Source organism: Xylanibacter sp., from assembly GCF_057607445.1.
The window spans coordinates 60,693-85,160 of record NZ_DBLZAX010000002.1; the positions used below are offsets into that span (position 1 = coordinate 60,693).

Below are 24,468 nucleotides of genomic sequence, written 5' to 3' on the forward strand. Positions count from 1 at the left end.
GTTATTATGAACAAAATGTATCTGAGAAAATCGATAAAGCCTCTGGCATCCGCTGTTGTCACATTGCTTATGTGTGCTTGTCAGGGAAGTAAGACTGCCGGTTGTCAGACTATTGATCCTGCGATAAATCAATATACAGACAGTGTGCTGGCATGCCTGAAAGATGAACATCATGCCGACAGCGGTTTGATCATGGTTGTGGATACCCATACAGGCTATATAATGGCGGCAAGTGAGGTGGGGTGTACCGATAACGATATTATGGACAACTTCCGCAGAAATGAATATTCGTGTCTGGAGAAGGTGGCAACATGGCTGGCAGCATTGGAGAGCGGCAGAATAACCACCGGAGACACCATCGACACCTATGACGGTTCTTGCATAGTGTATGGCAGGGAACTGAATGATATGCCAGAAAGCAGGCACGGCAGGATGACCTTTCATGACGCGTTTGTGCAGCAGTCGAACATTGCGACTTATAAGGCGGCCTCTTTGGCATACAAAAATAATGTAGACAGCTTAACCGAAGGCATAAGGATTACGGGACTGAATGTTCCCCAAAAGAAATATAAGGACAAGTCAGAAATTGTGTGGACTTCGCTGGGATATGGCTATAAGATGTCTGCGTGGGATATGATAGAATATATAAACGGAATAGTCAATGGCGGCACGATGGTTAAGCTTATGTCTGTAAATGGTCTCGTTCAGGTGATACAGGATAAGATGGCTGCCCCCAAAAACATTCGAGGCATCAGAAATATTTTTGAGGATAAGGAAAATCTCAAAAAGCTAAATTTGTCAGACGAAAGTCCAACAGGCACAATATGCACAGTGACCACACCGCAAGGACCTAAGTCGGTTGCTGAATATAAGGTGGAACTGTGCGGCTATTTCCCGACAGACAAACCAAAATACACAATTTATATTTGTGCGTACAGGCAAGATGTCGGAGAGCTTTATGATGCGGTCTGCAACTTATATTTAAAGCTGATGAAATACTTGTCGGCTCGTTAAGTAAATGATTAAACAACACACTAATTTCAGATTTTATTATGAAATGCAACATTTATGCCCTGTATGTCGCGTTCTCTGTGCTTCTGCTAACGGCAGCGTGCAGTTTGGATAATAAAATAGAGATAACAAACCTTATGCATACGGATATGCGTGAAGATTCTGATTGCATAAAGAAGACAGGCTTTATGGACTACGATTCGGTTACTTATTCAGACGGGTCTTATGCCGTGAGTATGCTGCAGAGGGCTCCTCAGAATTGGCTCATAAAATATGAAGACAAAGACGGCAGGCTCATGGCTACCATATCTGCGGCATCAGAAAACGAACCGCAGCGTATTGTGTATGGATATGACGATAAGGACCGCCTGAAATATATTTTGCAGTTTGATATAAATTTAAGGAGAGATTTTGACTTTACGGAGGAAAGATGCGACAGCGCATACCTGCATTTCAGGCTTGCTATAGACAGTCTTGATTTCAGCAGACCTGACACCTGCCGTCATAAGCTGGCTGAAATAGAATATAGTAATGAGGGATATGCCTATAAAGTGGAAGACAGGGCGTCTGGTAAAAAAATAACAGCTCCGACAGGTTATAAACTGAATGTAAGCGTTGATCCATGCGTATGTTTTTGGGAAAGTGATATAAACGGGGGATTTTATTACTTAAAGGTAGATGTGGTTCCTTTAAAGAAAGGTAATGGCGATTACTTCATAAAAAGGTTTGTTGATTTCAAGCCTACGACAGAAGAGTATTATCAGAATGGGCAATTGGTCAAGACTGTGTGTCACCCTAATCCTAATTATCCTGATGATGTTAAGATAACAACTTCATGCAAGAGAGTGAACGGAGCAAATATTTATTCGCTACAGTTTGGAAACAGCACGGATACACTGATAAGCACATGGAAAGACGGACTTATGCAAGAGGAAGTTATTAAAAGCAAGTGGGGAACGGTGTTGAACGTGAAGCGTTATTATTACCTTCCTTTGGGTAAAGTTAAGGAAGAGGAGAGGCGTTTTGATTTTAAGGAAAAGAAACTTAAGTCTGCTGTAGAGAAAATAATAAATATTTCAGACTTATTATCAGAAGACGACCTTATTAATCCTTTAAAAAATGATAGTTGGTGGAATGTATATGGTGAATAATACTGAAATATGGTTGGCATAGATGCTTCTTTTTCAGACGTTATTTCATCGCTTATTCATAAACCCAATCGAGCTTGTTTGAATTTGGCCGGATTGTATTTTTATATTGAAGGCTTGTCGCTTTTTAACAGGTTTGTCGGGCTATTTCAAGAAAAATGGGCTGCAATAGAAAATAATTAAGACATCAGAAGACATCAATATGTCTGTAGATTCAAACCATATGCGGTCTGTTGACCGGTTCGGGTTTAAATAAAGTTTTTGTTAACGTCACATAAAAGCTAAAAATAAACACTTGACATGGATTAAAAACATATAATTCATCGAAAAATTTTTGCTGCTTATGCTGCGGTTTGGCATAAGTGGCATTTATTTTTGCACAAAAATTAAATAACTTCGTATGATACTTTCAAACACATATATAAAAAATGAGTCAGCATTAAGAAAATATTTTTTAGGAAATATAAGACTTAATTGGACTTTTGGTTAGGTGATGTCATGGTGTAATTTCTTGATTTCAGACAATATTGGCAGGATAATGATGCCGTTGAGGCAGTTTCTGTGATTATATCCGTATGTTGCGGGGCTTTGTTATTTGCATAATGATAAGCTTATGCTTAGAAGAAGCGATAGGTTTTGTTTTGGGGTAAGATATTGTTTGCAATCGAAAGAAATGGGTGGGCTGTGGGTTTTTGTTTCTTATGAATAAGCATGTTTGGCGTACACAGGCTGCAGTCTTGTCTGCATGGTTGTGGGCACGGGCATGTTGCGGTTAACTTTTTTGTACGTTGCGGCTTATAGCTTGGCGTATAAATAATAAATAGCTGGCTGTTGTTGATGCTGTGTTGCCGGTGTCAGCCGTTATTGTTACGGCTGATGTCGGTTGTGTATTGATATTAGAACCAAAAAATAAATAGACAATTAATTATGACAAAAGACCTATTCAACAAGTATATATGGCTTGTTGATGTAATTTACCGCTCGCGAAAAATAACGTTTGAGGAAATCAATGAGCGGTGGCTCAGGTCGAGCCTGAGCGACGGGCAGGACATACCTTTAAGGACATTCCACAACTGGCGTGCGGCCATAGAACAGATTTTCGACATAAACATTGAATGCAACAGAAAAGGAGGCTACTATTATTACATCGAGAATGTAGACGACCTGGAAAACAACGGGTTGCGAAACTGGCTGCTGAACACCTTTTCGGTTAATAATCTGCTTGTAGACGGGCATAACCTCAACAAGCGCATCTTGTTTGAATATATGCCTTCGGACAAAGTGCATCTCGAAAAGATTCTTGAAGCCATGCGCGACGGCCATGAGGCACGGCTCGAATATAGGTGTTACTGGTGTGAAGAGACAGGATATTATACTTTTAGACCTTACTGCGTAAAATTGTTCAAGCAGCATTGGTATGCGGTGGGGCAGTGTGTCGAATGTGGTTCTATACGCACATTTGCGTTAGACCATATAATAGATATGCACATCACCGACAAGGAGTTTGTCTATCCCAAGGACTTTAATCCGGAGAAGTTTTTTGAAGACAGCTTCGGCATAGTTATAAGTGACGACAATCCGGTAAAAATCCGCCTGAAGGTGTATGGAATGCATGCGTCGTATATGCGCTCTCAACCTTTGCATCATTCGCAGCAGGAAGTTGAGACTGCCGAAGGTTACTCGGTGTTTGAGTATTATATGCGCCCTACGTGCGACCTGATACAGGAGATATTGTCGCGCGGCTCGGATGTAGAGGTGGTATCGCCCGAAAGTTTCCGTAAAAAAGTTGCTGAGGTGATACGCAGGATGGCCGGAAGATACGATGGTGATTCATAATTGGCTACGCCGAACCACGTTTCACAATTTTTTCCGCCATGAAATGAGGTTATGAATCTCTGACATGGCGGAAACTTTTTTTATTAAGGATGAATAGCTAAGAATATGGCTCGTTTTAATTAAATTGTGAAACGCAGTTCAGCGCAGCCAATTATAAATTATGAAACGCAGTTCAGCGCAGCTAATTGTGAATTGTTCTTTTGCATTCTTCTTTCGATTTGTATTCACGTTTCGTTTTAATGTTGTATCTTTGTCAGCGGATTCGCGATGAATATACAGGAAATTTCTGATTTATATGCCAAGTCGCCGCAGGTTGCGGCACTGGTCAAGTTGCTGGAAGACAAGTCTGTTACGACCGTTTTCCTGCAGGGACTTGTTGCGTCGGCCGCTCCAATGATGTTTGCGTCGGCCGCACGCCGTGTCAGTCCTATGTGTCTTTTTGTTCTTAACGATGCCGAGGAGGCCGGCTATTTTTATCACGACCTTACACAGATAATGGGCAACACAGACGTGTTGTTCTTTCCATCATCTTATCGGCGTCAGGTGAAGTACGGACAGCGTGATCCGGCCAGCGAGATATTGCGCACCGAGGTGCTCAGCCGCTTGTCGGCGCCGCTTGAGGGCCATCCTCTTTATGTGGTTACATGTCCTGAGGCGTTGAGCGAACTTGTCGTGTCGCGCAAGAAACTTGACGAACGCACATTGCTGCTGCGCACAGGCGACACGCACGACGTTATACAACTGGAAAGAACGCTGCGCGACTTTGGCTTCACAGAGGTTGACTATGTTTACGAGCCGGGCCAGTTTGCCCTGCGCGGAAGCATTCTCGACGTGTTCTCCTATAGCAGCGAATATCCTTTCCGTATCGACTTTTTCGGTGATGAAATAGACTCTATACGCACCTTTGAAGTGCAGAGCCAGTTGTCGCGCGACAAGCGCGAGCGCATAGAGATAGTGCCCGAGTTGGCAACGCTGACCGACGAGAAAGTGTCGTTCATGCGCTTTCTGCCTGAAGACACCGTCATTGTGGCTAAAGACATTCTGTATGTGCGCGACGTTATAGACCGCACCTATCATGACGGCTTTTCGCAGCAGGCTAAGAAAGAACGTCTCGAGGGACTGACCGAGATGGAGCAGCAGGCCGTGATGAAGGAGCTTAGGGCCGACTCCATGCTGATAAGCGGAGCACGCTTTATGACCGATGCTTCTGGTTTCAGACGTATGGAGATGGGCACTAAGCCGACGGGCACACCGGCGGCAACGCTGAAGTTTGACATGACGCCTCAGCCGCTGTTCCATAAGAACTTCGACCTGCTGACAAAGGCTCTTGAGGACTATATGCTGCGCGGATATAAACTTTATATCCTTGCCGACAGCGCCAAGCAGAACGAGCGACTGAAGGACATCTTCACAACGCTGGCAGACGAAGGCAAAGCCGGACGGATAGAGTTCTTGCCTGTTGACAAGACTCTGCATGAAGGATTTGCCGACAACAGTATGCCGGCATGCTTCTTTACCGACCATCAGATATTCGACCGCTTCCACAAATACAGTCTGCGCTCTGACGCCGCACGCAGCGGCAAGATGGCGCTCACCATGAAAGAGTTGCAGGAGATGGAGCCGGGCGACTATATCGTACATGTGGATTTCGGCATCGGGCGCTTTGCCGGACTGGTGCGTGTGCCGGCAGGCAATAGCTATCAGGAGGTGATACGCATCATTTATCAGAACAACGACAAGGTGGACGTGAGCATCCACTCGCTCTACAAGATATCAAAATACAAGCGTCGCGACAGCGAGACTCCGCCACGCCTGAGCACACTCGGCACAGGTGCATGGGACAGGCTGAAGGAGCGCACCAAGAAGAAGATAAAGGACATTGCGCGCGACCTTATAAAGCTCTATGCGGCGCGCCGACACGAACAGGGCTATGCCTTCAGTGCCGACTCGTTTATGCAGCATGAGCTTGAAGCCAGTTTTATATATGAGGACACGCCCGACCAGCTGAAGGCCACTAACGATGTTAAGGCCGACATGGAGAGCCGCAGGCCTATGGACAGGCTTGTTTGCGGCGACGTAGGCTTTGGCAAGACCGAGGTGGCTGTGCGTGCGGCCTTCAAGGCTGCGTGCGACTCTAAGCAGGTGGCTGTTCTTGTGCCCACCACCGTTCTGGCTTATCAGCACTATCAGACGTTCTCAAAGCGACTGAAGGATTTTCCAGTGCGTGTTGATTATCTGTCGCGCGCACGCAGCGCAAAGAAGACCCGTGAGGTGCTGGCCGACCTTGCCGACGGCAAGATTGACATCATTGTCGGCACGCACAAGCTGATAGGCAAGAGCGTGAAGTTTAAAGACCTAGGACTGCTCATAATAGACGAGGAGCAGAAGTTTGGTGTGGCAACAAAGGAGAAACTGCGCAAGATGAAAGTGAACGTAGACACGCTGACCATGTCGGCAACGCCGATACCGCGCACGCTGCAGTTCTCGCTGATGGGTGCGCGCGACATGAGTATAATGCAGACTCCGCCGCCCAACCGCTATCCTATATGCACAGAGCTGCACACCTTTGACAAGGAAGTGATAGCCGATGCCATAAACTTTGAGATGAGCCGCAACGGACAGGTGTATTTCGTTAACGACCGCATAAGCAACCTGCCTGAGCTTGCCGCCATGATACGTAAGTATGTGCCCGACGCGCGTGTGGCCATCGGTCACGGACAGATGAAGCCCGAGGAACTCGAGAAGATCATAATGGACTTCATGAACTATGAATACGACGTGCTGCTGTCTACCACCATCGTTGAGAACGGAATAGACATAAGCAACGCCAACACCATAATTATCAACGATGCTCACCGCTTCGGGCTGTCTGACCTTCATCAGATGCGAGGCCGTGTCGGCCGTGGCAACCGCAAGGCATTCTGTTATCTGCTTGCTCCGCCTAAGTCGGTGCTTACGCAGGAGGCCCGTCGCCGGCTTGAGGCTCTCGAGACGTTCTCTGAACTTGGCAGCGGATTTAACCTGTCAATGCAGGACCTCGACATCCGCGGAGCCGGCAATTTGCTTGGAGCCGAGCAGAGCGGATTTATGGAAGACCTTGGATATGAGACTTATCAGAAGATATTGAATCAGGCTGTAACCGAGCTGAAGAACGATGAGTTCAGCGATATGTATGAGGACGAGATGGCCGAGGGCAAGACATTTACGGGTGACGACTTTGTTGAGGACTGCGCCATTGAGAGCGACCTCGAGATGTATCTGCCCGACCAGTATGTGCCCAGCAGCAGCGAACGTATGCTCCTTTACCGTGAGCTTGACAACATTCAGACTGATGCCGACCTCGACGCTTACCGTTCTCGTCTTGTCGACCGTTTCGGTCCTGTGCCTCACGAGGGCGAAGAACTTATGCATGTTGTTCCGCTGCGCCGTATAGGCAAGCGCCTTGGCTGTGAGAAGATTATCCTGCGTCAGGGACAGATGCGCATGCAGTTTGTGAGCAACCCCATGAGCGCATATTACCGTAGCAACGTGTTCGACACTGTCTTAAACTATATCGGTCATAATCCGCGGACATGCAATCTGAAGGAAGTGGCCGGCAAGCGCATGATGATGGTTACGGGCATTAATACCGTTGGCGAAGCCGTAAAAAAACTGCGTGAGATAGAAAGTTTTAAGTGAAGAACGAAGAGTGAAGAACGAAGAATTCAATAGCTTTGCCGTATAGATTTTATTGGCAATTACTATGCATTTGAATTGACTAACGTCGAACACTGTTTCTTCGTTCTTCACTCTTCATTCTTCACTTTATTTATTCTGTGTTTCATTGTTCTCAGTGCGCTGTATGATATGCCGGTGGTTTGCATAATTTCGTCGTTGGTTTTGCCTTTGTCAGCCATTATCAGGATGAATGTGTTATATGGAGTCAGCTTTTTGTAGTTACGCTCTATACTTTCTATGGTTTTAGGGTCTATAGTCCTGTAATATTCAATCACGGCCTCATAGTCGTCCTTCTTCCATGTTATGGTCTTACCTCCTTTTTCCAGTTCATCGTAAAGCATGCGTCCGTGGCCGAGAATAGTCATTCTCCTTTCTTTTAGACTCTCAATTTTCTTGTTCAGTTTCTCTATTTCCTTTTCGTTCTTGTCTTTCTCCTTGTCGAGTTCGCTTATCTTCTGTCTGTATTGTTCCGTCGTTCTGCTTATGTCCTCAATTTGTCGTTTTGTCGCATTTCTTCTTCGGCGGTTATATGCAAGCATGGATATCATTACAGCCGCTGCAAAAACCATTACGGCTGATATGGCAATCACGAGTCTGTTTTGGGCTTGCGCATCAGCCGCCTTTCTTTCGGCATTGTTTTGCAGACTGAGCATGTGTTCTGTCTGCTGTTTAGTCTTTATGCTGTCTTTTGTGGCCAAAGCCCTTTCTTCAAGTTCAGACGCCTCTTTATATTTTCCCTCTTCTTTTTTAAGGTCAGCCATCCACAACAGCACTTCTGCCTTAAGTTCAAGTCCGTTAGTGTTTAGTGCGTCGTTCAGCAGTTGCCATGCCTTCCGGTTCTCTCCTCTTTCAAAATAAATTGAGCCTATGATATAATATGCGTGCGCATTTGGCTTAATTTCCAAAGACTTTTTCGCATAAAGGATAGCTTCGTCATACAGCCCTTTATTCACAAAGCCGATGCTGATGTTTGTCAGAACCTCTAATTTGTCGTTTTTGTTAAGATACTTTATGTAAGGAATTGTTTTTTGAGAATATACTAGGCAGCTATCAATCTTCCCCATACAATTAAATGCTGCGTTAATCTTATTCATTGACAAGGCGATAAGAATTTTGTTGTTAGCTTTTCGGGCTGTTTGAAGAGCCTTTTTTGCATAGCTTAGTCCGGTTTGATAATTGCCGGTGTCGATATTTATAAAAGATAAGTTGATGTATATTTTCGTAATGAAGTTAAGGTCGCTTGTTCCTTTGGCCAAGTGTTCCGCTTTTTTTATTAAGTTTATGCCTTCGCTTTTGTTGCCCCTTTGATAGCATGTTATGCCTTTATAATAATATGCCTTGGCCAGCAAAATCTTGTTGTTGTTTTCTTCATAGAACCTTATGCTTTCATTAATCAAGGAGTCAGAATCGGTTTGCTTGTCGAGACAAAAATTTGCTTGCGTCATCAGCAAGTCATAATATGCTTTGTTTTCTTCGTTTAGCCTTTTGACATTTATGTCCGACAGGTTATTCATGGCAAGTTCATATTTCTCCTTTTCAAGCAGTCTTTCTATTTCCGACAGCTTTTCATGTGTGTCGTTGTCGTTACTGCAATTTGTTAATATTAAAACGGATAAAATAAGGCAGAGTATAATTTTTGTCATTGCTTCAGAATTTTGATTAAAGGTATGAAAATAATACCAATCGAGCAAGAAAAATGAACGTTTTATCATTGCATCGTGTTACATTTTTAGTTTGACAAATGCTGTAATATGGGTGCTAAAGTGTTGATGCATAATGCTTTATGTCTAAATGAAAAATGTAACACACACGAAAAGATAAGCCGAAAAAGTTTGGATGTAATTTTGGATAACACTAATTTTGGAAGTAACGAAATTATTAAAAAAAGTATTATGAAAAAAATCATCATGTTATTTATGCTTTTGGCTGTAATGACATCAGCCGGGGCGCAGAACGCATCAAATGCGGAAAAGTTTTACGACAGGTTATTAGTAGATTTTGAAATTGGTGGCGGAACTAAGTGTAATGGAGTCACGCTGCTTTCGCCAAGTGTAAATTTAGGCTATAAGGTTATTCCGCGTATGTCTTTGTTTCTACACACGGAAACGCTGTATGGGCATTATGACGAACAGAAAAGCTACGCAAGGACACAAACTCTTGGAGGTGGAGTGGGGTATACTTTATGTAAAGCAGATGCCGTGGCTCTCGAAGTGCGTGGCACGGTGGCAGCAGGACTTAGTTCTGAATGGAAAAATGTTATATACGACGCTGCGCTGATGATGAAATTAGGGCGCGGAAAAATACATATGAACGTCGGTGTGGGATTCCGCCATATCAGTTCGCGCACAGCCGGCATAGACAATTATAATGGTGCCAACTTCATATTGGGTTTCGGTATTTAGTCTTGCTTAAGGTGCTAAAAGACCGGTTATTGAAAAAAGACACTGAAAATCGTAACTAAATTAAATTGTTTTGCTTAACGTATGCCTGAAAATATAATATTGTTAATGTGGACTGTAAGCAAAGTCATGCGTAAATGTTTTAAATCATTAACCTATCGTTTATGCATTGTAACTCGGTCACTTTTACATCAAAAGTGGCCGAGTTTTTAGTTGTAATCCTATGACTTTTTTATGCTATCCATAAGGTTATGATAAAACTGAGAATTTAGAATTAAATTATATGCATAAGGCGGTTTGTGTTTAAGCTTTTAGCCACAGCTGTCTTATGATAAAAAAACTCCCCGTAAGCACAGCTGGGTGCTTACGGGGAATAGAATATGATAATAAAGATTTTGTTATTCAGCCGTCTTCTTCATAAACTTTCTTACAGGTCTGTCGGCGTTGTTGCTGCCGTCAGCACGTGTTGAAGGCGAGTAGTCAGGATAAGAGTAGCCATACCAGCTGTCCCAGCCCCATTCGAAGTCACCCCAGTTAGGTGATGACGTCTTGCGCAGCCTAAACTGCATTGGGTCGCCATATTCGCCTATGATAGTTCCGCTGAACCAGCTTTCAGATAGCGAGTAGTCGTATATTGTGAAATAGGTGTCGTCCTCGCGTGAGTAAATTTCGATGTTACGGTTGTTCACTCTCCATTCTATGTGGCTTGCGAAATAGTCCCACGGAGCATCGCTGTAATAGTCAATCCAGTAGCCTGTGCCCGAAGCATACTCGTAAGGATCCTTGTCGAAGGCCAGGATTGAGTAAGAAGAGTAGTAGGTGTGTCCGTTCCACTCGCTCGTTACGTACATGTCGCCTTCCCAAACGCCCCACAGTGTGTCGGCTATGTATTCGTCGTCGTCGCAGCTTACGAATGTCAATGACATGGCTGCCATCATTATCATAGCAAGGATAGATGTAAACTTTTTCATAATATATCGCTTTAAATTATTAATATTCTGTTTCGCTGTTTTAAATATTCTGTTGCAAATATAATTCATTGTGTCTGCCTGTGCAAGCATAAATCCATATTGTTTTTAGGAAATTCCCTATTTTTATGTTACCAAAAGCCTACTTTCATAGATGAATCGTGCCGTGAGAGACGCACTGGAGTGAAGGCGCGATAACGGCAGAAGGCTTTATTGTCCGGTGTAGCGCGAGATAGTGGGGAGTAAGTTTTTAAAGCTCCGTTTAATTTAGTATCTTTGCATTCGTGCAGAATAATAAACAGACTGAAGGATGAAAAACAAGAAACACTTGATTATGGCAGCAGCCCTTATGGCTGCCCCGGTGTGCGCACAGGCGCAGGCCGTACACGAAACAATGAAGGTGAACATTGAGCGCGGGCGCATTGATGCCGTTACGGGCATAGTATATTCGCAGATAACATCGGCATCAGACAACCGCACGCTGCAGATGACTTTGCTCGTGCCGTGTACGGACAAGCCAAAACCGGCCATAATATATTATCCCGGCGGCGGATTTCTTTCGGCAGCACACGACAGATATGTAGAGATGCGCATGGCTCTGGCTGAGGCCGGCTTTGTGGTGGCATCAGTAGAGTATCGCACCGTGCCCGACATGTTTCCGGCTTTGCTGGTCGACGGCAAGTCGGCCGTCCGCTATCTTCGTGCCCATGCCCGTCAGTTTGGCATCGACCCTCAGCGCATAGGCGTGATAGGCGATTCGGCAGGAGGCTATCTTGCGCAGATGGTAGGCGTTACGGGCGGCGACAAGGAATATGATCAGGGCGACTATCTCGACCAGAGTTCGGATGTGCAGGCCGCAGCGACAATTTATGGCATAAGCAACCTGATGAACATAGGCGAGGGGTATTCAAAGGAGATACAGGACATACACGCATCGAAGGCCGTTACCGAGGCGCTGCTCGTTCACGGAACGGCGTTTGCCTCTTATCCTGGCGCAAGCATTCTTAGCGATACGGCAAAGGCCATGAAGGCAAGTCCGATGGGGCATATACGCAAGGGACTGCCTCCGTTCCTGATAATGCACGGCACGGCAGACGCACTGGTGTCGCCTGTGCAGAGCTGGCAGCTGTATGACGCGCTGAAGAAAGCAGACAACGACGTAAGCTATGTAGAGGTTGAAGATGCCGGGCATGGCGACATGTACTGGTTTCAGCAGCCTGTCATCGACCGCGTGGTTAGATGGTTTAAGGAGAAACTTGCAGAAAAATAATATTTTGTGAATTAAGAAAATCAAAGGGGACGTTTTTTGAGCGAATCAAAAAACGTCCCCTCTGATTGTTTATGGTGTCTTTGTTAGGATGATAATCAACGAGACAAACGTTCCGGCTGATTTGCGCGGGTGTTGTTGTGCGTAGCTGAGAATCTGCCGGAATTAAATATAACAACCGAAAATCAGAGCGGCTAATTTTCTGATCTATCGCCAGCTCATAAATAATTTTGTAGTTTCGGCATCATGATGGTCGAAGAACAGACTTTTGCCTGTGTCGAGTGTGGCTATCTCTGCCATTTCTTCATCTGTAAGTTCAAAGTCGAAGATGTCGAGATTCTGCTCCATGCGCTCTATGTGAACAGACTTCGGTATTATTATCACGCCACGCTGAATCAGCCAGCGCAATGCAATCTGTGCCACGCTCTTGCCGTGACTGTTGCCTGTCTTTGTGAGAGTTTCGTTGCTGAACAGATTGTTGCGGCCTTCCGCAAGCGGACCCCATGACATGATGTGTGTGCCGAACTCCTCCATTATCTTCTGTGCTTCAGTCTGCTGATTGAACACATGCGTCTCAACCTGATTGACCGCAGGCACAATGTCGACGTTGCTGGCCAGGTCGATAAAGTGGTCGGGATAAAAGTTGCTCACGCCTATGGCGCGCAGCTTGCCCTCTCTGTAGGCATCCTCGAGTGCCCTGTAGGCTCCGTAGCGGTCGCAGAATGGCTGATGAAGAAGCATCAGGTCGATGTAGTCGGTCTGCAGCTTGCGCAGACTCTCGTCTATCGATGCTTTTGCCTTTTCGTAGCCGTAGTTGGATATCCACACCTTGCTCACGATGAAAATGTCCGACCGGTTAATTCCGCTGTTCTTCACGGCACGTCCCACACCTTCCTCGTTGTGGTAGGCCTGTGCCGTGTCAATCATCCTGTAGCCTGTTTTCAGTGCGTCGCTCACGCAACGTTCACATTCGTCGGGCGAAACCTGATATACGCCGTAGCCTATCTGCGGCATCTCTATTCCGTTGTTCAGTTTTATTGTCTTCATGTTATCTGTGTTTTTATATTTAGCAAAATGTTTCTTTCACCTTGCAAAGTTAGCAATAAATAACTGAGTGAAGAGGATATGGATTACGGATAGATTAACCACTTTTACAGACTTTTTTTATCACTCTTTGAGACGTCGGCTGCAAAGCCGTTTCAGCTGTGCCTGCCGGCAACGTGAAGGCCATGCGCTGCCTATGGCCTTTGCCTCTCGGTTATAGCCACCTTTATCACTCCGTCAAGCCTGTTTTCAAACGTGCGGTAGGCCTCTTCAATCTCGTTTAGCGGATAGCGGTGGGTTATCAGCGGGGTGGTGTCGATGCGGCCTTCGGATATCAGACGCAGAATTTCGTCGCAGTCGCAACCGTCAACGCCGCCTGTCTTGAACGTAAGGTTCTTGCCGTACATATCGGGCAGGGGCAGTGTCTGCGGCTTGTCGTAAAGAGCCACAACGGTAACTATAGCATTGGGACGTGCGCATCGCCATGCCAGTTCGAAAGTGTCGTCGGCTCCTGCCACTTCAATCACTCTGTCGGCGCCGCCGTGACTGCTGTTGGCTCTTACAAAGGCTTCGGCGTCTTCGGGCTTGGTTACGAGTACATCGGGATAATGACTTCGTACAAAACGGATGCGCTCGTCCGACTTCTCGCAGACGATTATGCGCCGTGGCTTATGGAGCATGGCGCACAGCAGGGTGCATATGCCTGTCGGACCGGCACCTATTATCATTACTGTGTCGTCTGATGTAATTTCGGATATGCGTGCTGCCCAGAAGCCAGTGGCAAGTATGTCGCCTGTGAAGAGTGCCTGCTCGTCTGTTACGTTGTCGGGTATGCGGTTGAGTCCGTTGTCGGCGTGCGGCACTCTTACATATTCGGCCTGTCCGCCGTCTATTCGGCAACCTAACGCCCAGCCTCCGTCGGAGTCTTCGCAGTTGTTCACGTAGCCGTGCTTGCAGAAGAAACATTCGCCGCAGAACGTTTCAACGTTCACCGTAACGCGGTCGCCCGGCTTAACGTTTCTTACTTCAGCTCCCACCTGTTCAACTATGCCCACCATCTCGTGCCCAACAGTTATGCCGGGCACGGCCCTCGGCACGCTGCCGTGCTTTATGTGCAGGTCGCTCGTGCAGATGCTTCCGAGGGTTACGCGCACAATGGCGTCGCGCGCGTCTTTAATTTGCGGCACGGGCTTTTCTTTAAGTTCAAACCGTCCGCGCTCTATGTATGTGTATGCTAACATCGTTTTGCTTGGTTTTATGGTTATATTAAATATGTTTCGGTATGTAATGAGTCAGGATAAAGCCCTGATTGCTGCATTGCTGGCCACAGGTTATTCCTCTTTGGTATTGAAGAAGGCGTCGAGCACTTCGGCAAATATGTCGCCTGGCGATATGCTGTCAAACAGCTGCATGCATGTGCGCAGCTTCAGTACATCTATTTGTGAGCCCATAAGTCTTCGTATTGTGGTGCGGCTTTTGTGTTCGAGCAGTGCGGCTGATATTTCGCGCAGTCGCGCTCCGAGCAGCGGGTGTGCCAGATATGCGCGTGCTTCGCCGGTGCCGTCGAGTCCGTAATATTCAGAGTTGTAGCTGTGCCCAAGACCTTTCTGCTGCGGAAATATGTACCATATCCAGTGGCTCCGTTTGCCTCCGCTGCGTATTTCGCTCAATGCTGTTGCATATTCAGTTTCCTGTGCATCGACGAATCTTTGCAGATTATATTCATTTTCGTTCATGGCATTATGTTTATTTGGTTTGTATGTCTTGTTCCTTGTTTTTGGAATGCTATGCGCGGGGTGCCGTCGGCAACGTAAATTGTGCCGCATCTTATGAATCCTTCTTTCTCTAGGATACTGATCATCGTGGAGTTAAGTTCGTGAGTGTCCACCCTCAGGTTGCCTTTGTCAAGGGCAAACCTTATGGCAAGCAGTGCGATGCCGCCTACGCTACCGTCAGACGCAAGTCGGTGTATCACGTTATAAGGCTCGTCGTCGGGCCATTGACCGTTGTATATCTTGGCATAAGTAGGCTCGGGCGACGGGCGCATGCAGAAGCATGCCACAATGCGGCCGTTGAGGCATATCAGATAGAAACACCCGTCGGCAACATCACTCGCCACGGTCTGTTTCTGCGGATAGCCGTTAGTCCACTGCACGTTGTTGCCGTTGCGGCGCATATATTGCCGCGCCTTGTCGAATATATCGTTTATCTGTGGCCACAGATTTTCAAATTCCTCTTTGCGGCACAGCTTTATCTGCGGTCTTATGTCTTTTGTAACGGCAGAGCCGTCGTGTTTAGCATATTGTTTCATATCAGGCTTTTAGCACATATAGTTTTTTAATGACATACAAAGATAGTGAAAGGCGAGAGCAAAGTCAAATAAAAGACGTAGTTTTTTGAATTTTGTCTTGGCCGAGCCGCCTCCTATCTTATTCAAAGATAGTGAAAGGCGAGAGCAAAGTCAAATAAAAAGCGTAGTTTTTGAATTTTGTCTTGGCCGAGCCGCCTCCTATCTTATTCAAAGATAGTGAAAGGCGAGAGCAAAGTCAAATAAAAAGCGTAGTTTTTGAATTTTGTCTTGGCCGAGCCGCCTTATTTTTAGTATGCCTGCCGTCGTTTGTAAATATTCCTGTATTACGGAAACAGATATAAAGGTATTTTTGACTTTGTGCAATTACATAAATATTTCAAAAAACTTCTTCAAAGGATGTGGGATATTCAAAACTTTTGTGTAAGTTTGCAGAAGATAAAAATATCATGCCAAAAGTTTACTGATAAACAGTTGTCGCAGCGTTTGGCATAAAGTTTGTAGAAGATTTTATATATAAACCGATAAAAACAAAAGATGAAAACAGTTTATGATTTCACTGTCAAGGACAGAAAAGGAAAAGACGTATCGTTAAAGGAGTATTCCAACGAGGTGCTGCTGATTGTAAACACAGCAACAAAGTGCGGATTCACACCGCAGTATGAGGAGTTGGAGAAACTTTATGAAAAATATCACAGCCAGGGATTTGAGATTCTCGATTTCCCCTGCAACCAGTTCGGACAGCAGGCTCCGGGCACAGACGAGTCTATACACGAGTTCTGCAAGCTGAACTATGGCACAGAGTTCCCCCGCTTTAAGAAACTGAAGGTTAACGGAGAAGACGCAGATCCTCTGTATAAATATCTTACAAGTCAGAAGGGCTTTGCCGGATGGGACATGAGTCATCCTATAGCTCCGATTCTTGACGATATGCTGTCAAAGGCAGATCCCGACTATAAGAGCAAGGCAGACATCAAGTGGAACTTCACAAAGTTCCTTGTTGCCAAGAACGGTGTAGTTGTGGCACGTTTCGAGCCTACAGAGAAGATAGAGAACATAGAGAAGCAGATTGAAGAACTGTTGAAGAAATAAAAACATATACATTCATATTTGTATAAGATGAAATGAAAAGCCAATGATATAGCGCGGTGCAACCTTATGGGGCATGGTGGTGTATTGTTGGCTTTTCTTTGTCTTTTAAAAAAACTATAAATTAATATGGAAAACGCAGAGAGAGTGAGCTGCCTTATCATAGGCAGCGGTCCGGCAGGATATACGGCTGCGATATATGCAGCACGTGCTAACCTGAATCCGGTAGAGTATTGCGGTCTGCAGGTTGGCGGACAGCTGACACAGACTACAGTGATAGAGAATTTCCCCGGCTATCCCGAGGGTGTTGACGGCAATCAGATGATGTTGGATTTGAGGCAGCAGGCAGAGCGCTTCGGTACAGACATGCGCGACGGCGTTATCGTTAAGGCTGACCTGAGCGAGGCTCCTTACAAGCTGACAACAGACGACGGACATGTTATTGCTGCCGACACTGTAATCATTGCCACAGGTGCTTCGGCAAAATATCTCGGACTGGCTGACGAGGAGAAATATAAGGGCGAAGGCGTGTCTGCATGTGCCACATGCGACGGTTTCTTCTATCGCAAGAAGGTTGTTGCCGTTGTTGGCGGCGGCGACACAGCATGCGAGGAGGCTCTTTATCTTGCAAGTCTTGCGAAGAAGGTTTACATGATTGTGCGCAAGCCGTTCCTCCGTGCATCAGAGGTTATGCAGCGCCGTGTAAAGGAGGCTGAGAACATAGAAATTCTGTTTGAGCACAACACGCTCGGCCTTTACGGTGAGAACGGTGTTGAGGGTGCCCACCTTGTTAAGCGCAAGGGCGAACCCGACGAGGAGAAATACGATTTGCCTATCGACGGCTTCTTCCTTGCTATCGGTCACAAGCCTAACAGCGATGTGTTCAAAGAGTGGCTTGACCTCGACGAGATAGGATATATCAAGACCATAGGCAATACTCCTTGCACCAATGTGCCCGGCGTATTTGCTGCCGGCGACGTTGCCGATCCTCACTATCGCCAGGCTATCACAGCAGCTGCAAGCGGTTGCCGTGCGGCAATAGAGGCTAAGAATTATCTTCAGGAGCATCCGTCTCACTGATAGACGTTTGCTGGCTTGAATAAGAAATAAAGCGGAGTATGAGCGCGTATGATTTTTCATGTCGTTCATACTCTTTTTTGTATTGTGCCGGATATTAGTAGATAAGTCTTTTCAAAGCTTGTGTTATTCGGTATATGCAGGCTTTATTCTGACAAAATGGCGGTAATCCGAATATAGAAAATAGATCGGCGAGTCCGAAATATCTGGTTTGCTCAAAAATAACCACTTGTTTGCAACAGAAAACTCGGCCACTTTTGCATCAAAAGTGGCCGAGTTTTGACTCATAAACAATAGATTAATGATTAGAAACCTATGGATGTGATTTAGTTTACAGTCTTTATTGAAATTGGCTGTATTTTTACCTAACTTTAATGAAAATACGCCTATTACTTTCAGATTTCTTAGTTTAAATGCAATTAAACTTTTGTTGCCCGTAAAAACAAAATAAGTAGATATAGAGTTGAACTCAAAAAAGAGCAGTTGGGCTGACTTATATATTCTGTATTATAAATTGCCGTTTATAAGTCCATGCAGCCGAGTTATTTTACAGAAAAGCGTTTAAATTCAAAGATTTTGTAAAGATACTTTATTGAGATAAAAAACATATTCGTGTATAGTCCGTAACGTTTGCATGCCTTAACGTCTTCTTTGGTAATCAGTATTCTGTTCTTGATGCTTTTAGTGCTGACGCCGCCGGTTCGCATCGTTACAAAATCCTTTTTAAGGTACTTTGTCCTAATCTGGTATTTATGAAATAGCCTGACCATCATGTCATAGTCAGATGCTATTTTATAATCTAACGAATAATTGCCGCATTTTTCATAAACTTCACGTTTTACGTAAAATGACGGATGTGCGGGCATAAAGCCGAAGCGCAGCCAAAATGGCTTGAACATGGCAGACGAATAATACCTTACAATTTTGTCGGGGTTGCTTCCGTCAATGAAATGTATGTCTCCGTAGACAGCATCTAATTTGTTGTCAGCAAAAGCCTTTACTACATTTTCTATGATGTCATCTGATGTGAAATAGTCGTCTGAGTTGAGAATGCCGACGATGTCTCCCGAACTTTTGCTGATGCCTTTGTTCATTGCATCGTATATACCTTTGTCTTTTTCAGACAGATAATGCAGCCTACCGTTAAAGCGTTCCTGATATTTTTTTATTATGTCTAATGTCCTGTCGGACGAATTCCCGTCAATAATCCAATATTCAATGTTAGGATATGTCTGGCTTAATACAGATTCTATCGTGCTTGCAACCGTTTTGGCACTATTATATGTAGTTGTTATTATTGATACTTTAATCATTTTCTGTATATTAGGCAAGTTTTATCATGACAGGCTCAATTGTCTGCAGTTAAGCCATCTCTAAATTAAATGCGAAGTTAATCAAAATAAATATTTTGAGCAAATTTTTGAATATTTTAGATGTAACAAAACATCATTGCGGTTGTCCGTCACAGTTTTATGAGGCCTTTGCATATCGCATACCTGAAATTTATTTTGTCTTTTAACGACGAGGTGCTTTTTCTTGCTGTTGACGAACTGTTGTGCCCATGTCTTCTGAACAGGATAAGACTTTGGGGTATGAAGCATACATTAAATTTGAATGCTGCGACATTTCCGAGCCAGATGTCATGCATAGGGGTGTCTTCCGGAAATGGTATGGCAGCGTTTAGCAGTTCTTTTCTGAAAGCCATGCAACAGCCAAGATATCCGTTCTTTAGAAGCAGGTTATACCATTTCCCGTATTTTGTGTTGTTGAGCCTGAAAAAAGAAGATGAAGTCTCCTTTAAATCCCCGTCGGTTACTGTTGCATCGCTGACAACACAACAATAATCTTTAAGATATTTCATACATGTAGAAACTTTTCCCTCTTTCCATACATCATCCTGGTCGGCAAGGAAGATGTAGTCTCCTTTAGCATGTTTCAGTGCCTGCTCAAAATTTTTTGTGGGTGAACCCATGCCGGGCCCGTCAATAATCTTTATTCTGCCGTCATTTAATTCCTCAATTATATTTCTTGTATTATCCTTAGAATTATCATCCGATACGATTATCTCATCGGCGGGGGCTAATTGTTCCAGTATGGAAGTCAATTGTTGTTTTATGAATTTTTCACCGTTGTATGTGGCTATGCAGACTGAAATCATGGCAACTTTATTTCTTTATTATACTTTTGACTAATATTTTGAACGTTTCTGTTGTCTTACATCTTACAGAGAGGGCAATAGTATGTTTTAAGACAAGATACGATATCCTGGCTTTTGTATATATGCTTCTGGTCTCGAAGTTGGTAGCATTTTGGCAATATTTCTTAAAGCGGCTGATAAGTTTTGCTTTGTCTTCAGCGTTATTCGAAAAGTCTTGTATGCATTCGATGTTTAATACGATGAAGTTTTTAGTGACTCTTTTCAGTCTTTCAATAAATTGAAAATCAGAAAAGTCGAGGCTTACGTCTTCTTTATATCCGCCCGCTTTAATAAAGTCGGCGACTTTTATCAGCATCCCGCTATTTATAATGTCATATTCTTTAATTTTATGCATGCCTGGTTTTATGCATGTCGTCTGTTTCCAAATACACGATCTGACAGGTGACAGAAATCTGTCGCCGGATATCTTGTGTATGGGTACGAACAGACTGCAGTCAAGGTTCTCCGTCAAAGCCTTTTCATATTCAGCCATTGCTTCCGGTGGAAATGTCGTATCTTGGTCTGATAACAAAATCCATTCGTATCCGTGTTGTCTGGCATACCTTGCTGCTTCATTGTAATGTATGGATAGTCCAGGGTTGGAAGGATCCCATACATATTCGTATTTCCCATTAGGGAGATCTATCTTTTCGTATTGTTTTGTTTGCGAGTTGTCAAAAACAAGCAAACAGCTTATGTTGTCTATATTATTTTTTATTAATGTATTGTATACGTTGCAGTTGGTTAATTTCGACCCGTAAATCACCACTACAACGGCAATTGATGCAGGATTGTTGTTTCTTGTAAATTTATCCATCTTTCATCACTCCTTATTATAGCTCAAATTGATGTGACAAATAAAGATAAGTACGGTCATCTGTATGATTGATGACAAACCCTGGAATATCTGTTCGTCAACAAATTGGGTAACTAATAATGTAAAAATATAGGCATATAGATACATCATCAGGTTGTTGCCTGTTTTTGAATATTTGTATATTGCGCCAATAATTAATCCTTCAATCAAGGCAAATACAAAAATTCCGGTAAACCCAAAGTCCTTGAAGTATGAAGACATTATTGTATATACGTTAGTTGGCAGAGGCGTTGTACAGAATTCCTGAACGATAGGGGGAGGGGTGTTTATGTTGAATCCGAGTGATTCAAAAATTCCATAGAAGAAGCGGAGAGTTACTTCACCCCATTGGGTAGATGAACATGGAGACAGTTGTCCAAATGCGATGATAGATGTTACAGAATAAATTATCAGCAAGTCTCCAATAACCTCGGCATCTGTTTCGGTGTCTGAGCTTCCTCTTAGAATAAACATCAGCGGTACCAATGCAATAAGAAACACTGATCCCCAAAATATAGGCTTTAATGATATTCTTCCTTTCTCATAAAGCAGATAAAGGCTCGTAAATATGTACATGAACAATGTCATCTTTCCCATTGTCGCAATAAAGAAGAGAAAGCAGAGCGATATGACAAGCAACATGCGCCATTTCCTTATTTTGCTGCGGCATATTTCTATGATTAGCAGAGTGTTTATGACGTATACAAAATATTTTACAATGCCAAGCTGGTTCTCTTCAGGGTTGACAGCCTGTTCTCTTAACGTGTAGAACAGGCCTTCGGGCGAACCGAGCATAAATGCATGTTGCACAGCTTTATACACGGCCATAGGAACAAGGATCAGCGTAATTAATGTTATTATGTCAACATTCTTTTCGCATACTTTCCATGGGCTTTTTTTATATGAAGGGAAAACTACAAAGGTGACGGCAGATGTAATGACAAAGGTAAATACCCAAATGGTTAAGCCATATACAAATTGTTCAGAAACAGCATACAGCTCCTTATGAACAAAAGTATAGAGCGTAAGAATTATAATCCAGACAATCAGAGTTGTATTCCATGGTGAGAATATCTGACGTTTTGGAAGATAAGAGCAGAATCTGGGTGACAGCAGGAAAAAAGACAGCATTCCTGCGAACACAAATATTAATATTATTATGTTTGTCAACATTTTGCCTTTATTTACTTATTCCATATTCCCGTTGCTTTATTGTTTGCCAGCTTTTCAAACTGAATCTTATTGCATATAGTGCATATCAGATTAACGGATATCAGTGCACTGATGATGCCGTAAAGACCAAATCTGTTGCCTAAGAATATAGCCAACGGGATGTATATTATAGCTTCTAACGCTGTTATTATTGTAATCAGACGTATTTTTCCTATTCCGAAGAGGATGTTAGAGTAACATGTGCTGTAAATAAGTACACACATATATATTGCCATTAATGCAGACAGCAGATAGCCTATTTCAACTTTACCGCCAATCCATATTTTATAGATGAATTCAGATGATGCGAGCATCAGTATCAGAAGAACGAAAAACGCCAGCATTATTTTATTCATCTTATTCATCATGTTGTTTATCCATTTCCAGTCATTCTTTGTATACGCATCAGTTGTTGCAGACCAGAGCGGTGCGGTGATGATTGTAAACACCATTATCGTCAGACTGAAGTATTTGTATGAAATCTGGTATGGCGTAACTTCTGCCGGAGATAATATGCGCGTAATCAGTACGTTTGAAGAGGCAAATATTATCAGACCTGATATCTGAACAATGAAGAACAATATTCCTAGTGAGAACAGTTCTTTAAGTTCTGTTTTATCAAACAGCCTGAATGAAGGCCTTAGATATTTGTATCTGCAAAATGTCAGCGGATACGAAATCAGGTAGACCATCAGGGGCGACAATGTGTAGATGCAGGCTACGTCGAATAATGTGAGCTTATATATTAGCGACAAAACAAATATGCAGATCAGTGCCAGTGTCTGGCCGGAAACAACGAGAAGATTGTTTATTGCCGGAAGTTGAAGCCCAAGATAGACATTTCCGATAAATTTGAAGATAAAGGTTATGCCTACAAATACAATGGAAATAACAAATATACCCTCTAAGTTTGGTACTGTAGCGCTGTTTATGTTCAATAGCGAATGAAGGTCAATATTGTGAATTATTATTCTTAAAATGAGAACAATGGGTATTACAATAATGATCAGCATCATGAATGTTGTGCTGACAAGCCTTCTGGCTTTTTCCTTGTCGCCTTTTGCTAATGCTTCTGCAAGCTTATTTCTGAGTCCGTTTCCCAGGCCTATGTCAAATTGGTCTATCCATAACAAAATGGAATTGATGGTAAGCCAAATTCCATATTCGTATTGGTTCAGACAATTTAATGTAATGGGCACGAGCAATAATTGAACAATGCAGTTCCAGCCTTTTATAAGTATGGAACCGGCAATGTTCTTTTTTATTAAAGCTGTGCGTTCATTACCATTAAATATTTTTTTTGAAAACATAGACAGATGTTCCTATGAATGTTAGAATCATACAGAACGCAACAAACACCATGCGTTTGGGGCCTGTAGGCTTAAGTGGCACAGATGCCGACTGTAGTGTAGTGAACGCAGGCGTCCTTTCCTGTAATTTCGCTTTCGCAAGTTGAAGCTGCTGACTTATTTGCTGATAATTGTTGTACTGCAGCTGCATCTCATTTTCAAGGTCTTCCAGTTTTGCCTTGTAGCTTTCAAGCACCAAGTCCTGATTGGCATCAGAGAACACCGCATATACCTGTCTTGCACGTTCGTATTGTCTTTTAGCTTCTTGATACAGATTTTTTGTGTACTCCAGGTCTATACGTGCCTTGTTTGTTCTGTACTTTATGATGAACTGCTGCAGTTTTACCCTTGCAGAGTCTGCTATGGTGGCACAGATCAAAGGATCCTGATCCTCAACGTTTATAGTGATGACACTGGTCTTCTTGTCAACGCTACATTTAATCTTTTGCCCAACCAGTTTGGCTATGTCGTTTTGCTTCTTTGTCATTTTGAAAGGATTGACTTTCATTGCGCTAGCTCCGCCTTCAGCATCCTCGTCTTTAAACAAGTCTTTTACAAAACCTATTATCTTTTCCCACCATGCTGATTTCTGGTACTTCTCAAGATATTCGTAATATGTAGTTTCTATTTTCCCGTCATTTGATTTTATTTTAATGGGGAACATGCTTGTCTGAAAGTCGGCAGATTCCATCAGGTCAGGATACAGTTCTGGCACAATGGCATCCTGATTTGCCATATTAGACATGTTTAGGCCGAAACTCGACGCCAAGGCACCAAGGCCACCTATATTTGGAGTGGTGGTTTCAGGTGCCAGTTTAACTTCACAGACATAGAATCTCGGAACACATAAAATTAAGAATGCACTTACAACAAATGCAACAGAAAGATTTATTATAAATAATTTCTTATGTGTCTTTATTCTGTTAAGAAGCTTTTTCAGGTCTATTTCCCTGAGCTTGTATTCTATATTCTCAACCATTTTCTTTTATT

Annotated in this window: 20 protein-coding genes; 8 read left to right on the top strand and 12 right to left on the bottom strand. The window is 43.6% G+C overall.

What is annotated here, in order from left to right:
• The first annotated feature begins 6 nt into the window (after positions 1-6).
• The 4 genes from ACZMIG_RS02215 (at position 7) to mfd (ending at position 7,673) form a co-directional block, all read left to right on the top strand.
• Positions 7-1,014, top strand: coding sequence for a penicillin-binding transpeptidase domain-containing protein (locus ACZMIG_RS02215; RefSeq protein WP_288947976.1), 1,008 nt, complete (start codon positions 7-9; stop codon positions 1,012-1,014).
• 38 nt (positions 1,015-1,052) lie between these two features.
• On the top strand, positions 1,053-2,162 hold the full coding sequence (locus ACZMIG_RS02220; protein WP_487888971.1) for a hypothetical protein: 1,110 nt from the start codon (positions 1,053-1,055) through the stop codon (positions 2,160-2,162).
• 924 nt (positions 2,163-3,086) lie between these two features.
• Positions 3,087-3,995: a helix-turn-helix transcriptional regulator gene (locus ACZMIG_RS02225; RefSeq protein WP_487888972.1), complete on the top strand. Its 909-nt coding sequence runs from the start codon at positions 3,087-3,089 to the stop codon at positions 3,993-3,995.
• Positions 3,996-4,262: 267 nt separating this feature from the next.
• Positions 4,263-7,673 (top strand): transcription-repair coupling factor, encoded by a 3,411-nt coding sequence (gene mfd, locus ACZMIG_RS02230; protein WP_487888973.1) that lies wholly within the window; start codon positions 4,263-4,265, stop codon positions 7,671-7,673.
• A 107-nt stretch (positions 7,674-7,780) separates the two neighbouring features.
• Here the strand turns inward: mfd and ACZMIG_RS02235 are convergent, their stop codons facing one another.
• Positions 7,781-9,355 (bottom strand): tetratricopeptide repeat protein, encoded by a 1,575-nt coding sequence (locus ACZMIG_RS02235; protein ID WP_487888974.1) that lies wholly within the window; start codon positions 9,353-9,355, stop codon positions 7,781-7,783.
• Positions 9,356-9,604: 249 nt separating this feature from the next.
• On the opposite strand from ACZMIG_RS02235, the gene ACZMIG_RS02240 reads away from it, so the two are divergent.
• Entirely contained in the window at positions 9,605-10,114 is a 510-nt protein-coding gene (locus tag ACZMIG_RS02240; RefSeq protein ID WP_487888975.1) for a hypothetical protein, read from the top strand.
• A gap of 395 nt (positions 10,115-10,509) precedes the next feature.
• Here the strand turns inward: ACZMIG_RS02240 and ACZMIG_RS02245 are convergent, their stop codons facing one another.
• On the bottom strand, positions 10,510-11,082 hold the full coding sequence (locus tag ACZMIG_RS02245) for a hypothetical protein (protein WP_053398618.1): 573 nt from the start codon (positions 11,080-11,082) through the stop codon (positions 10,510-10,512).
• 307 nt (positions 11,083-11,389) lie between these two features.
• Between ACZMIG_RS02245 and ACZMIG_RS02250 the strand changes: the two genes are divergently transcribed.
• Complete coding sequence (locus ACZMIG_RS02250) at positions 11,390-12,349, top strand: alpha/beta hydrolase fold domain-containing protein (protein WP_487888976.1); 960 nt, start codon at positions 11,390-11,392, stop codon at positions 12,347-12,349.
• Between the two features lie 204 nt (positions 12,350-12,553).
• Here ACZMIG_RS02250 and ACZMIG_RS02255 read toward each other — a convergent pair whose 3' ends face one another.
• The 4 genes from ACZMIG_RS02255 to ACZMIG_RS02270 form a co-directional block, all read right to left on the bottom strand.
• Positions 12,554-13,393, bottom strand: a complete 840-nt coding sequence (locus tag ACZMIG_RS02255) for an aldo/keto reductase (RefSeq protein WP_487888977.1) — start codon at positions 13,391-13,393, stop codon at positions 12,554-12,556.
• 191 nt (positions 13,394-13,584) lie between these two features.
• On the bottom strand, positions 13,585-14,631 hold the full coding sequence (locus tag ACZMIG_RS02260) for an alcohol dehydrogenase (protein ID WP_487888978.1): 1,047 nt from the start codon (positions 14,629-14,631) through the stop codon (positions 13,585-13,587).
• A gap of 90 nt (positions 14,632-14,721) precedes the next feature.
• Positions 14,722-15,126: a DUF1810 domain-containing protein gene (locus ACZMIG_RS02265; RefSeq protein WP_487888979.1), complete on the bottom strand. Its 405-nt coding sequence runs from the start codon at positions 15,124-15,126 to the stop codon at positions 14,722-14,724.
• Complete coding sequence (locus ACZMIG_RS02270) at positions 15,123-15,701, bottom strand: GNAT family N-acetyltransferase (protein WP_418874980.1); 579 nt, start codon at positions 15,699-15,701, stop codon at positions 15,123-15,125. Before ACZMIG_RS02270 ends, ACZMIG_RS02265 begins: the two co-directional genes overlap by 4 nt.
• A gap of 534 nt (positions 15,702-16,235) precedes the next feature.
• Here ACZMIG_RS02270 and ACZMIG_RS02275 point away from each other — a divergent pair.
• The gene (locus ACZMIG_RS02275) at positions 16,236-16,790 is read left to right on the top strand and encodes a glutathione peroxidase (protein ID WP_021855379.1); all 555 of its coding nucleotides are present in this window, start codon (positions 16,236-16,238) and stop codon (positions 16,788-16,790) included.
• Between the two features lie 126 nt (positions 16,791-16,916).
• Positions 16,917-17,867: a thioredoxin-disulfide reductase gene (gene trxB / locus ACZMIG_RS02280; protein ID WP_053398621.1), complete on the top strand. Its 951-nt coding sequence runs from the start codon at positions 16,917-16,919 to the stop codon at positions 17,865-17,867.
• Between the two features lie 539 nt (positions 17,868-18,406).
• On the opposite strand, the gene ACZMIG_RS02285 is transcribed toward trxB, so the two are convergent.
• The 6 genes from ACZMIG_RS02285 to ACZMIG_RS02310 all read right to left on the bottom strand — a co-directional run bounded on the left by ACZMIG_RS02285 (position 18,407) and on the right by ACZMIG_RS02310 (position 24,457).
• Positions 18,407-19,174 carry a glycosyltransferase family 2 protein gene (locus ACZMIG_RS02285; RefSeq protein ID WP_287601668.1) on the bottom strand — a complete coding sequence of 256 codons (768 nt, stop codon included), beginning with the start codon at positions 19,172-19,174 and terminating at the stop codon, positions 18,407-18,409.
• Positions 19,175-19,326: 152 nt separating this feature from the next.
• On the bottom strand, positions 19,327-20,022 hold the full coding sequence (locus tag ACZMIG_RS02290) for a glycosyltransferase family 2 protein (protein ID WP_287601618.1): 696 nt from the start codon (positions 20,020-20,022) through the stop codon (positions 19,327-19,329).
• Between the two features lie 7 nt (positions 20,023-20,029).
• Positions 20,030-20,878 (bottom strand): glycosyltransferase, encoded by an 849-nt coding sequence (locus ACZMIG_RS02295; protein WP_302698387.1) that lies wholly within the window; start codon positions 20,876-20,878, stop codon positions 20,030-20,032.
• Positions 20,879-20,884: 6 nt separating this feature from the next.
• Positions 20,885-22,090 (bottom strand): O-antigen polymerase, encoded by a 1,206-nt coding sequence (locus ACZMIG_RS02300; protein ID WP_302698386.1) that lies wholly within the window; start codon positions 22,088-22,090, stop codon positions 20,885-20,887.
• A gap of 11 nt (positions 22,091-22,101) precedes the next feature.
• Positions 22,102-23,439: a lipopolysaccharide biosynthesis protein gene (locus ACZMIG_RS02305; RefSeq protein WP_487888980.1), complete on the bottom strand. Its 1,338-nt coding sequence runs from the start codon at positions 23,437-23,439 to the stop codon at positions 22,102-22,104.
• Positions 23,417-24,457 carry a chain length determinant protein gene (locus ACZMIG_RS02310; RefSeq protein WP_021855386.1) on the bottom strand — a complete coding sequence of 347 codons (1,041 nt, stop codon included), beginning with the start codon at positions 24,455-24,457 and terminating at the stop codon, positions 23,417-23,419. Before ACZMIG_RS02310 ends, ACZMIG_RS02305 begins: the two co-directional genes overlap by 23 nt.
• Between the last annotated feature and the right edge of the window lie 11 nt (positions 24,458-24,468).